The 11,426-nt window shown below is 69.7% G+C and carries 9 protein-coding genes and 1 pseudogene; 6 read left to right on the plus strand and 4 right to left on the minus strand.

Annotated features, from left to right (window positions below; all coding sequences use genetic code 11):
• Window positions 1-973: outer membrane protein assembly factor BamB family protein (locus tag BN4348_RS34070; RefSeq protein WP_066909181.1), on the minus strand; the 973-nt coding region annotated here is incomplete at its 3' end.
• Window positions 974-1,057: 84 nt separating this feature from the next.
• Here BN4348_RS34070 and BN4348_RS34075 point away from each other — a divergent pair.
• On the plus strand, window positions 1,058-1,795 hold the full coding sequence (locus BN4348_RS34075) for an acyltransferase (RefSeq protein WP_066909184.1): 738 nt from the start codon (window positions 1,058-1,060) through the stop codon (window positions 1,793-1,795).
• A gap of 45 nt (window positions 1,796-1,840) precedes the next feature.
• On the opposite strand, the pseudogene BN4348_RS34080 reads toward BN4348_RS34075, so the two are convergent.
• Together BN4348_RS34080 and BN4348_RS34090 are read right to left on the minus strand one after the other, a co-directional pair.
• Window positions 1,841-3,102, minus strand: a pseudogene (locus BN4348_RS34080) (cryptochrome/photolyase family protein).
• 122 nt (window positions 3,103-3,224) lie between these two features.
• Complete coding sequence (locus BN4348_RS34090; protein WP_066909187.1) at window positions 3,225-5,300, minus strand: MMPL family transporter; 2,076 nt, start codon at window positions 5,298-5,300, stop codon at window positions 3,225-3,227.
• A 63-nt stretch (window positions 5,301-5,363) separates the two neighbouring features.
• Here BN4348_RS34090 and BN4348_RS34095 point away from each other — a divergent pair, with 63 nt between their 5' ends.
• Entirely contained in the window at window positions 5,364-5,846 is a 483-nt protein-coding gene (locus BN4348_RS34095) for a MarR family winged helix-turn-helix transcriptional regulator (RefSeq protein ID WP_066909190.1), read from the plus strand.
• Here the strand turns inward: BN4348_RS34095 and BN4348_RS34100 are convergent.
• Window positions 5,797-8,031 carry an MMPL family transporter gene (locus BN4348_RS34100; protein ID WP_066909193.1) on the minus strand — a complete coding sequence of 745 codons (2,235 nt, stop codon included), beginning with the start codon at window positions 8,029-8,031 and terminating at the stop codon, window positions 5,797-5,799. The genes BN4348_RS34095 and BN4348_RS34100 overlap by 50 nt on opposite strands.
• Window positions 8,032-8,164: 133 nt before the next feature.
• Between BN4348_RS34100 and BN4348_RS34105 the strand changes: the two genes are divergently transcribed.
• From BN4348_RS34105 to BN4348_RS34120, 4 genes are all read left to right on the plus strand, one after another.
• On the plus strand, window positions 8,165-8,806 hold the full coding sequence (locus tag BN4348_RS34105; protein WP_328588985.1) for an SOUL family heme-binding protein: 642 nt from the start codon (window positions 8,165-8,167) through the stop codon (window positions 8,804-8,806).
• A 2-nt stretch (window positions 8,807-8,808) separates the two neighbouring features.
• On the plus strand, window positions 8,809-9,276 hold the full coding sequence (locus tag BN4348_RS34110; protein WP_066909196.1) for a TspO/MBR family protein: 468 nt from the start codon (window positions 8,809-8,811) through the stop codon (window positions 9,274-9,276).
• Window positions 9,273-10,319 carry a type 2 isopentenyl-diphosphate Delta-isomerase gene (gene fni, locus BN4348_RS34115; protein ID WP_066909199.1) on the plus strand — a complete coding sequence of 349 codons (1,047 nt, stop codon included), beginning with the start codon at window positions 9,273-9,275 and terminating at the stop codon, window positions 10,317-10,319. Before BN4348_RS34110 ends, fni begins: the two co-directional genes overlap by 4 nt.
• A 12-nt stretch (window positions 10,320-10,331) precedes the next feature.
• Window positions 10,332-11,426, plus strand: a 1,095-nt coding sequence (locus tag BN4348_RS34120; RefSeq protein ID WP_066909202.1) for a glycosyltransferase, incomplete at its 3' end; no start/stop codon positions are given.

Raw genomic sequence — 11,426 nt, forward strand, 5'->3', positions numbered from 1 at the left:
CCGCGGGCGGCGTCTGCGCCAAAAAGCCCAGCGGCGCCGACCACTTCACCTTCCCGTCGGCGGCACGCAGCGCCCACAGCCGTCGGTCGCGGCCGTTGACGTAGACGGTCGACCCGTCGGCGGATAACACCGGGCTGGCGATGACGCCGGCGCCCACGGCGTCGCTGGTCCATTCCCGGCTCAGCAGCGGGGGCTGGCCCGCGTGGTACTTCAGCCCGACCAGCCCCGCCGCCGGAGCACCCGGCTGCCAGACGCCGAGCACCACGATCCCGTTGCCCGTCGAGTAGGCCGGCGCGGCCGCGACCGGGCAGCCCTGCCGGGCCGGGGCGCAATCGGCCAACCCGCGCGTGGCGTCGGTGGGATCGACACCGTCGACCAGATCGAGCGGGCTGCCGACCACCTCGCCGCGGTGCGAGTCGAAGACCAGCACCTGCCCCAGGTGCGTCGCGACGAGCAACCGCCCGTTTCCGAGAAACCTTGGGGTGGTGGGCATTCCGATCACCGGCTGCCGCCACCGCGTCCACTGGGTCACCGGAAACGACAGGAAGGCCCCCGGTTGGCCGACGTAGAGGTTGTCGAAGCCGTCGAACAACGGGCCGGCGAAACCCCCACCCTGGGCCAGCCGGACGCACCAGCGCTGGCGGCCGTTGTCGTCGTTCTGCCACTCCATCAGCGAACATCCGGCCGAGGTCTGGGCGTTGAGGGCGAGGTAGCTGCGCGCGCTGAGCGCCGGCCCGGCCGCCAGGGCGCCCTTGACCGAGCGTGTCCACTGCAGCGACAGCGTGGTGGCGCCGCCCGTCGCGGTGTAGCTGCTGTTGGCGGCGTCGCCGTATTGCGCGGGCCAGCCCTGCGCGGGCGAGGCGTCGACCCAGGAGTCGGTGTTGCCGCAGCCCGCGAGCCCGATCGTGAGCGCGGCCGCCAGCGCCGCACAGGACCAACGCCGAAGCCCACGAAGGAGATGTCGGGCAAGCACCTCGGGTTTCCAACTCCTTCGGGGCAGGCAGCGATCGAGTACAGGTGAGGGTAACCCGTAGCGGCTCCGATAGGCTTTTCGGCCATGACGAGCATGTGGAATGCTCCGCTTCATCGCCGCTGGCGTGGATCGAACCTGCGCGACCCTCGCCAGGCCAAGTTCCTCACGCTGGCCTCGCTGAAGTGGGTGCTGGCCAACCGCGCCTACACCCCGTGGTACCTGGTCCGCTACTGGCGGCTGCTGAAGTTCAAGCTGGCAAACCCGCACATCATCACCCGCGGGATGGTGTTTTTGGGCAAGGGGGTGGAGATCCACGCGACGCCCGAGCTGTCGGAGCTGGAGATCGGCCGCTGGGTGCACATCGGGGACAAGAACACCATCCGCGCGCACGAGGGCTCGCTGCGGTTCGGCGACAAGGTGGTGCTGGGCCGCGACAACGTCATCAACACCTATCTCGACATCGAGCTCGGCGACTCGGTGTTGATGGCCGACTGGTGCTACGTCTGCGATTTCGACCACCGCATGGACGACATCAACCTGCCGATCAAGGACCAGGGCATCATCAAGTCGCCGGTCCGGATCGGCCCCGACACCTGGGTGGGGGTCAAGGTGACGGTGCTGCGCGGCACGTCCGTCGGGCGCGGCTGCGTGCTCGGGTCGCACGCGGTGGTCCGCGGCGTCATCCCCGACTACTCCATCGCGGTCGGCGCACCGGCCAAGGTGGTCAAGAACCGGCAGCTGTCGTGGGAGAGCTCGGCCGCGCAGCGCGCCGAACTCGCGGCCGCCCTGGCCGATATCGAGCGCAAGAAGGCGGCGCGCTAGACCCAGTGAGGCGGCTGCCGACTGGCTTCGGGCAGCGGAAATCGCTCAGATGCTGTGATAGCGGCGCAACGCCTCGGCGCGCTCGGCGCCGTGGTCGACGATCGGCGCCGGGTATCCCTGCGGCCGTTCAGCTTTGCGCAGGTGCGCGTCGTCGACCGAGCGCAACTCGGGCACCCAGCGCCGGACATACTCGCCCGACGGATCGAACTTCTCGCCCTGCGTGATCGGGTTGAAGACCCGGAAATACGGCGCGGCGTCGGTGCCGGATCCGGCGCACCACTGCCAGCCGTGCTGATTGTTGGCCATGTCGCCGTCGACGAGCTGATCCAGGAACCACGCGGCGCCCCACTGCCACGGCAGGTGAAGGTCTTTGACCAGAAACGACGCGACGATCATGCGCACCCGGTTGTGCATGAAGCCGGTCTCGCGCAGCTGACGCATCCCGGCGTCGACGAACGGGAACCCCGTCTGGCCGGCCTTCCAGGCCTCGAAGCGGCGCTCGGCTTCGGGACCCGTATCGGTCCGGATGCCGTCGAACTGGCCGTTCCAGTTGCGCCACGCGCTGGCCGGCCAGTGGTGCAGCACGTCGGCGTAGAAATCGCGAAAGGCCAACTCCCGCAGGAAGGCTTGCGCCCCCGCGCCGCGCAGGTCGAGGTCGGCCGCCAGGGTGCGGGGATGGATGGACCCGAACTTCAGGTGCGCCGACATCCTGCTGGTTCCCGCCACGTCGGGCCGGTCACGGTCGTGGGGGTAGCGGTGTAATCCATTGTCCAGGAACGCCTTCCACTGCTTACGGGCCGCCGACTCACCGGCGGGCACGTCGAGCGCCGCACCGGGATCGGGTATCTCGCAACGCGGGATCGGCAGCCGCGCCGGGTCGAGCCAGCGCGCGGCGGCGGCGCCCGATTTCGCCGGCGCCNCACGCGTCCGGGGGAGACCAGGTACGGCGAGCCCGTCGCCACCAACGGCACGGAATCCAGAGCCGCGCGAACCTTGTCGTCGCGGCGTACACCGTACGGCGCAAAATCCTCCGAGACGTGCACCGACGATGCGCCGATCTCGTCGGCGATGCGCGGGATCTGCGTCTCGGGCCGCCCGCGGGTCACCAGCAGCCGGCCGTCCAGGTCGTCGCGCAGCCGGCGCAGCGAGTCACCCAGGAATTGCAGCCGACGCCGGCCCGACGAGGCTTCGAGCCGCGGATCGACGACGAAGCAGGCGAGCACTTCCCCGTCGTCTCCGGCGGCCGCGGCCAGGGCGGGATGGTCGTGCAACCGCAGATCGCGGCGAAACCACAACAGCGTCGGCATGATTGGGGGTCTCCCTCAGCGGTTGAGCCGCCACACATGGGTGGCCAGGATGGTGGCGAAGGCGCACCACACCGGGTAGGGCGACAGCGCCGCCCCGGCCCGCGGGTCGGCCCGCGCGNGTTTCACGTCGTGCTTCCTTTCGGTTGGGTCGGGTCGTCGGGCCACCAGATGCGGTCGCCCACAAGGGCGAACAGCGCGGGTATCACCAGGGTCCGCACGACGAACGTGTCGAGCAGGATGCCGAGGCCCACGATGATGCCCAGCTGCGTCAGGACGATCAAGGGCAGCACCCCCAGCACGCAGAACACCGCGGCCAAAACGATGCCCGCGCTGGTGATGACGCCGCCGGTGGCCGACACCGCGCGCACCATGCCATCCCGCGCGCCGTGCTGCGCGGCCTCCTCGCGAGCACGGGTGACCAGGAAGATGGTGTAGTCCACGCCGAGGGCGGCCAGGAACAGGAACGCGAACAGCGGGGTGCTGTTGTCCAGCGCGGGGAATCCGAAGACGTGGGTGCTGGCCCAGCCGCCGAGGCCCAGCGCGGCCAGCGCGCCGAGAATCGTTGCGGCAAGCAGGATCGGCGGCGCCAGGGCCGAGCGCAGCAGCGCATACAGCACGGCCAGGATCACCGCCAGGATCGCCGGGATGAGCACCAGCCGATCGCGCGTGGCGGCGTCGCGGATGTCGAGTGCCTGCGCGTCGGGGCCCCCGACCACCGCGCCGGGCGCGACGGCCTTGGTCGAATCCCGCAGCGCGACGACCGTTTTGAACGCCGCACCGGAGGACGGCGGGGCGTCGGTCACGACGGACCACTTCGTCAGCCCCGTCGCCGACCGGCCCGTTTCGGTGGCCGAGACCACGCCCGGGGTGGAACCGATCGCCCGCTGCACCCGGGCCGCCTCGGCGGAGGGGGCGAGGACCACCGTGGGGCTGGCCAGGCCGCCCGGAAAATGGGCGGCCACAACGTCGTAGCCACACACCGAATCCGCACGAACCCGGAACTGTTCGGTCTGAGACAAGCCGATTCGGGTCCAAAGCAGACCGGTCGCAAGCGCTGCCAGGAGCGCGATCGCGACCCCCGCCACCGCGGCCGGGCGCCGGGCCACCCGCTCGGCCACCCGGTGCCATGGCCCCGAATCGAGCGCGGCCGCGTCGTCGGCGCGTGGGACGAAGGGCCAGAACAACCGCCGGCCGCACAGTGCCAGCACCGGCGGCAGCACGACCAGAACGCTCACCGCCGCGACGACCAATCCGCACGCGGCCAGGGCGCCCAGGCTGCGGGTGCTCGGCGTCGACGCGAACAACAGCGTCAGCAGCGCCAGCACCACGGTCGCGTTGCTGGCCACGATGGCCGGCGCGGCCCTGCGCGCGGCCCGGCGCAGGGCCCGCCGATGGTCGGGATAGCGCGAAAGTTCCTGGCGGTAACGGGAAATCAGCAGCAGCGCGTAGTTGGTGCCCGCGCCGAACACCAGCACGCTGGTGATCCCGGACGTGGCGCCGTCGAAGCTCAGCCCGGTCAGCCCCGCCATCGCGGTGCCCGCCGCCGTCGCCACCCGGTCGGCGAACCCGATCACCAGCAGCGGCGCCAGCCACAGGACCGGCGATCGGTAGGTCGCGATGAGCAGCAGCGCCACCACCGACGCCGTCACCGCGAGCAGGGTGACGTTGGCGTCGGTGAACGCGCTGGCGATGTCGGCGCCGAACGCCGGACCCCCGGTGACGTGGGTCCGCAGGCTCGCGGGCAGGCCGTCCGCGGCGACGGCGCGCAGGGACGCGACGGCGTCACCCAGCGCCAGGCCCGACAGGCCGGCGTCCACGGATACCAGGCCGACGGCCGCGTGGCCGTCGGCCGAAACCGTCACGGGCGGGGGGCCGGCGTCGTGGGTGAGCCCGAGCATCCGGTCGCGGGCCGCTTGGGCGGCGCCGACGTCCGCCGGACTGAGCGCCGCGCCGTCGGCGCGGCTGACCACGACGATCAGCGGAGCGCGGTCGCCGCCCGGGAACTCCCGGGCCAGGGCGTCGACCCTGGCGGAATCGGAGGAGGAGGGCACCGACAGCGGAGCCCGGCTCGCCGCCGCGTTCCCGCCGATGACCACCATGAGGCCAATACCCAGCAGGACCGCCGCCAATCCGGGCAGCCACGACCGCCGGCCCGTCACGGCGGCGGCAAGAGCGTCCCAGATCACGCCACCAAGCATTTCAGTCACTTAACCATTAATCAAGTTAACAATCTGCCTTCGGCGCGGTATGCTGCGACTCTCATGGAAGCCACCACCGAACGGGTGCGGCTCGAGGCTCAGATCGCAGCCGATGCGCGCGCCCTCACCGCCGAATCCGACCAGTTGGGTCGCGTTTTCGCCGCGGTGCATCACCTGGGTCCCAGCGATTTTCGCGCCCTGCTGCACATCCTGGTGGCCGAGACGGCGGGCGCTCCGCTGACATCGGGGGAATTGCGCCAGCGGATGGGTTTGTCCGCGGCGGCGATCACCTACCTCGTCGAGCGGATGATCACCTCGGGGCACGTTCGCCGCGACACCCACGCCGATGACCGGCGAAAGGTCATCCTGCGCTACTCGGATGACGGCCTGGACACCGCGCGCTCGTTCTTCAACCCGCTGGGAATGCACACCCGTGCCGCGCTCGACGAGTTGAGCGACGCCGATTTGGCCGCGGCGCACCGGGTCTTCACCGCCCTTATTGCCGCAATGCGCCAGTTCCAGGCCGAATTGGACTCAGCCCACTGAAGGTCCGGCGGTGCCATCTCGCCAGCCGGTCGGGCGCCCACCAATTCAGGCCGCCCAACACGTGCATGAAGGCCGGCACCAGCAGCATTCGCACCAGCGTCGCGTCCACCAACACCGCGACGGTGAGGCCCAATCCGAACATGCGCATGAATGACACCCCCGCGGAGATCAGAGCCGCGAACGAGATCGACATCAGCAGCGCCGCGGCAGTGATCACCCGGCCGGTGCGGGCGAGGCCCATCGCGATGCTTTCGTCGTTGGCCGCGCGGGTTCGTGGCGAATCCAGCCAGTACTCGCGGATGCGGGCGAGCAGGAAGACTTCGTAGTCCATCGACAATCCGAACGCGATGCAAAACATCAGCACCGGGACGTTCGCCGCGAGCGTGCCGGTTGACGTGGTGCCCGCCGCGCCGAGGTGGCCGTCCTGGAAGATCCACACCAGAGCGCCGAAGACGGCGGTGAGCGACACCACGTTGAGCAGTACCGCCTTGATCGGAAGTATCACGCTGCCCGTGAGGAGGAAAAGCAGCACCAAGGTCACCACCGCGATGAAACCGAACACCAAGGGCAACCGCGACGTGATGCCGTTCACGCAATCGCGGTTCGTTTGCGCCATCCCGGTGAACCGCGCCGCCCGGTGTCCCGGTGCCGTGATCGCGTGCATGCGGGTCAACTGGATCTCGGAGGCTTGACTGTAGAGGGGGGCGGTGCTCTCGATGGTCAGGTAGGCGCTGCCGGCCGCCATTCCGCTCGGAGCCGATGCCGGCCCGCTGGGCCGACCCGCGACGAAGGTGCCGGTGGGCGTCGACACCGCCGCGACGTCGGCGACGAGCGACAACCGCATGGCGTAGCCATCCAGGTCCGCGGTGGTGACGCCGGCCGTATCGGGCAGGACGACCTTGGTCTCCGAGGTCGTGCGGAATTCGCTGCGGATCCGGTCGCTCACGGCCCGCGCGGACGCCGATGTCGGCAGTACCCGGTCGTCGGGATAGCCCCATCTGACACCGAGGAACGGAGCGCCCAGCGCAACCAGGAACGCGGTGAGCGCCAAGCCGACCGGGATCGCATGCCGCATCACCAGTTTCGCCGTCCGGTACCAGAAGCTGTGTTCCAACGTTGAGGGCGGCGGTGCGGGGCGGCCCGACAGCCGACGGCCCAGCTTGCGAATGTCGAATGCATCGAGCCGGTCCCCGATCAACACCAGCGCGGCGGGCGCCACCACCACCGCCGCCAGGGCGGCGAACGCCACCACCGCCGTCCCGGCATAGGCGAAGGACTTGAGGAAGTACATCGGGAACAGTGCCGTCGCGGACAGGGCCAGGGCCACCGTGACCGCCGAAAACAACACGGTGCGACCGGCGGTCGTCACCGTGTTCGCGAGCGCCTCGTCGCGGCCCGACCCAGCGGCCACCTCGTCGCGGTACCGGCTGATGATCAGCAAGGTGTAGTCGACGGCCAGCGCGAACCCCAACGCCACCGTCACGTTGAGAGCGAAAATCGACACGTTGGTGACCAGCGCGATCGCGCGCAACACCGCGAGTGAACCCAGGATCGCGACGCCACCGACGGCCACGGGTAATGCGGCGGCCAGCAACCCGCCGAAAACCCACACCAGTGCGAGGAAACTCAGCGGTATCGCGATGATTTCCATTCGCAGCAGGTCTCTTTCGGTCTGCTCGTTGACCTGTTCGTAGACCAGCGCCGAGCCGCCCGCTTGTACGGTGACCCCCTGATGGTCGTGCGCGAACCGCTCCGCCAGCGCCCGGGCGTGCTTGGGCGCGCTGTTTTCGTCGCCTTTGAGTGCGGCGAGAATCATCGCGGTCTTTCCGTCGACGCTGAATGCTCCCGGGCTGGGTTGCCCGTCCCAGGGCGATGTCACCCGCGACACGAAGGGTGATTGCGAAAGCTGTCGGGCGATGTCGGCGCCGACGGCGTGCGCGGTTGCGTCGTTGGCGCCACGTGGCGAACTCACCAGCAGCACCAGGTCCATGTCACCCTGATTGAACTTTTCGGCGAGCGTCGCGGCGGCGCGGGCCGATTCGGAGGCCGGGTCGAGGAATCCGCCGGGCGAGAGCCTGGTCGCGGCGGGTATGCCGAAAACGCCGGCAACCATCACGAACAGGACCGTGAGTCCGACGATCCGTCCTGGCATGGTGACGGCGAGTCGGGCCATTCGCGCTAACATGCACCGCCCTCTGGAGTGATCCGCGGCCGCGATGGCCGTGCCCAGCAGCGCATTGGGCCCGCGCGCCAACTCGAGAGTAGGTTAAGTTTCTTAAACATTCAAGTACTTAACTAAATCGGGAAATTCCGCTAGGGTGGACCTTGGCGCAGCGGAGAGAATTCGATCGAAGGAACGAGGTGGCAATGTGTTCGGGTCGATGGGAGCCATGATTGGCCAGGTCATCGATGCGGCAGGCTCGGTGGTCGGTTACCGGCACGGCACCAAAGAGCCGGAGTACAGCGCCGAGAAGCTGACTCGGGACGTCGAGATCCGCCGCTACGGCGCCAGGATCGCCGCGGAGACGACAGTCACCGCGGGCGAGGAGGCTGCCCGCAATACCGGATTTCGCCGCCTTGCCCGCTACATCTTCGGCGGCAACGGCGTGCAAGAGAAGATCGCGATGACGGCGCCGGTGGCGCAAGAGGCGGCGGCCGAGCGCCAATGGGTGATCCGGTTTTTCATGCCGGCCGGCAAGACGCTGGAGTCGTTACCCGAGCCCGACGACGGCGAAGTCAGGCTGGTGGCCGTGCCGCCGGAGACGGTTGCGGTACACCGTTTCACGGGCAGCCGCAGCCGCCGCGCCATTGCCGCGCACACCGCCGAATTGATGACCGCGTTGCGCGAGAGCGGCTTCGAGGCCGTCGATACGCCGGAGGCCTGGTTTTACGATCCGCCATGGACGGTTCCGGCGCTGCGCCGCAACGAGATTGCGGTGCCGGTAGCGCCGGCTCGATAACCGTGCGCACAGCCACATCCGTCGCCAGCGCCGCGGCGGTGGTCGCGACGGCGACGGTGGGCGGTCTGGCTAGCCGGCCGGCCAGTCAGTCGGTGTGGTACCGGCAATTGCGCAAACCCGCCTATCAGCCTGCCCGGTCGGCATTTCCCGTCGTCTGGCCGGTTTTGTACGCCGGCATCGCGGCGGTATCCGCGGCCACCTTCGACCGGCTCCGTGACGCCGGGAGCGCGCCGGCGGCCCGCTCCTGCTTGGGTGCGTGGGTGTTCTTCAATCGACGCCATCTGGCGGCGGCCGCTGCGGTGAACGCCGCGCTGCCCGCGAGCAGCGCCGACTTGGCCCGGCGCGCCATCGCGGTCCGTGGCAGCCGAGCCGCGTGGTTGTGCCTGTATCCCGCCTGGTGCGCGTTTGCCTTCGTGCTGTCGACCCAGATCTGGATGTTGAATCGCCACGTTAGGATTGATGTGCCATGACGGCCGACCGTGGCGAAATGTCCACCCGCAAGCGCCGCCACATCGACGTGTGTCTCGACGGCGATGTGGCTTATCAGGGTGTGACGACGGGCTTGGAACGCTACACGCTGCCCTACAACGCCCTGACCCAGACCAACCTGAACGACATCGACCTGTGCACCGAATTCCTCGGAGCGCGGTTGCAGGCGCCCGTGCTGATCGGCGCCATGACCGGCGGCGCGGAGTTGTCGGGCACCATCAACCGGAATCTGGCCGCGGCGGCGCAACGCCTCGGCATCGGAATGATGCTGGGGTCACAGCGCGTGATGCTCGACAGCGTCCTGGGGGAGCAGGCCGCCGCCAGCTTCGCCGTGCGCGACGTGGCGCCCGACGTGCTGTTGTTCGGCAACATCGGCCTGGCCCAGTTGACCAAGGATGCGGTGCCGGACATCGTTCAAGCGCTCGACCGGGTGGGGGCGAATGCGCTTGCCGTGCATACCAATCCGCTCCAGGAGGCCGTCCAGCGCGACGGCGACACCGACTTCGCGGGGTCGTTGGACCGGCTGCATGACCTGGCCGACACGCTCGGCTACCCGGTGCTGCTGAAGGAGGTCGGGCACGGGATCGGCGCCGCCGCGATCGGCGAATTGCTGCGCCTGTCCGGGGAACCGCCGGTGGCGGCCATCGATGTGGCCGGAGCCGGCGGAACCTCGTGGTCGCGCGTCGAGCAATTGGTCCGCTACGGCGAACTGCGCTACCCGGACCTGGCGGACTGGGGCATACCGACCGCGCAGGCGATCAGGGAGGTGCGCGCGGCGCTGCCGGCCATCCCGTTGGTCGCCTCGGGTGGGATCCGGACCGGCATGGACGCGGCCAAGGCGCTGGCCCTGGGCGCCGACGTGGTGGCCGTGGCGAGGCCGCTGTTACCGGCGGCGATCGAGTCGGTTGAGGCCGCCACGGCCTGGCTGCAGCGATTCATCGACGAGCTCCGCATCTGCCTGCACGGGTCTGGGGCGGCCGACCTGCCGGCGCTGCGAGACGTTGGCGTGACGCCCACTTCGTAAGAGCGACGGCGCATGGCTGTGATTCTGGCTTACGGGTCGCCCGCGCTGGGCCACCTGTATCCCCTGGGGGCGTTGCTGCGGGAACTGGGTGGGCGCGGCCACCAGGTCCACCTGCGCACCCTGGCCGGCGGGGTGCCCGCCATGCGTGCGGCCGGCGTCCACACCGAGGCGGTTGACCCGCGCATCGAGGCCATCAGCGGCCGGGATTGGCTGGCGCCCAACGCGTTAGGAGTCCTCAAGACGACGATCGACGTGTTGTGCCGGCGCGCGGTGATCGAGGTCGACGACCTGCGAAGCTCGCTGGCACGGGTCCGGCCCGACGCGGTCATCGTCGACGCGAACTGCTGGGGGGCTGTGTCGGCGGCCGAGGCCAGCGGTGTTCCGTGGCTGGTCTTCTCGCCGTTCACGCCCTATTTGAGATCGCGGGCGGCGCCGCCCTTCGGCCCCGGGCTGCGGCCGCTGCCCGGCCCGATCGGGAAGGTCCGCGACGCATCGATGCGTCCGTTCGTCAGCTGCCTGTTCGATCGCCGGATAGTGCCGCGGCTCAACGCCCTGCGCGCGGAACTGGGTGTGCCGCGGGTCAAGTCGGTGGACGGGCTGATGCGCCGCGCCCCGCTGCTGTTGGCGGTCGGCGGAGAGCCCCTCGAGTACCCGCATCCCGATTGGCGCGACGTGCATTTCGTCGGTGCGTGTGAGTTCGATCCTGCCCCCGCGACCGTCCCGGACTGGGTCGCCGCCATCGACCGGCCCATCGTGTTGGTCAGCACGTCATCCCTGCCGCAGGCCGATGCCAAGCTCGGCCGAATCGCCCTGCAGGCGTTGGCCGATGAACCCGTCCACGTCGTCGCCACGTTCCCGGCGGGCGTGCCAGCGGGGCTGCCGCACACCGCCAACGCCACGGTGTGCCGGTTTGTCAACCACGGCGCGGTCCTCGACCGCGCGATCTGTGCCGTCACCCATGGCGGGATGGGCACCACCGTCAAGGCGCTGGACCGCGGCGTCCCGGTCTGTGCGGTGCCCTTTGCGCGCGATCAGGCCGAGGTCGCCCGCCGCGTGCAGGTGGCCCGCTGCGGCACCCGGCTGCCGGCGAAGCGGCTGACCGCGGCG

This window comes from Mycobacterium interjectum (assembly GCF_900078675.2).
Classification (GTDB): domain Bacteria; phylum Actinomycetota; class Actinomycetes; order Mycobacteriales; family Mycobacteriaceae; genus Mycobacterium; species Mycobacterium interjectum.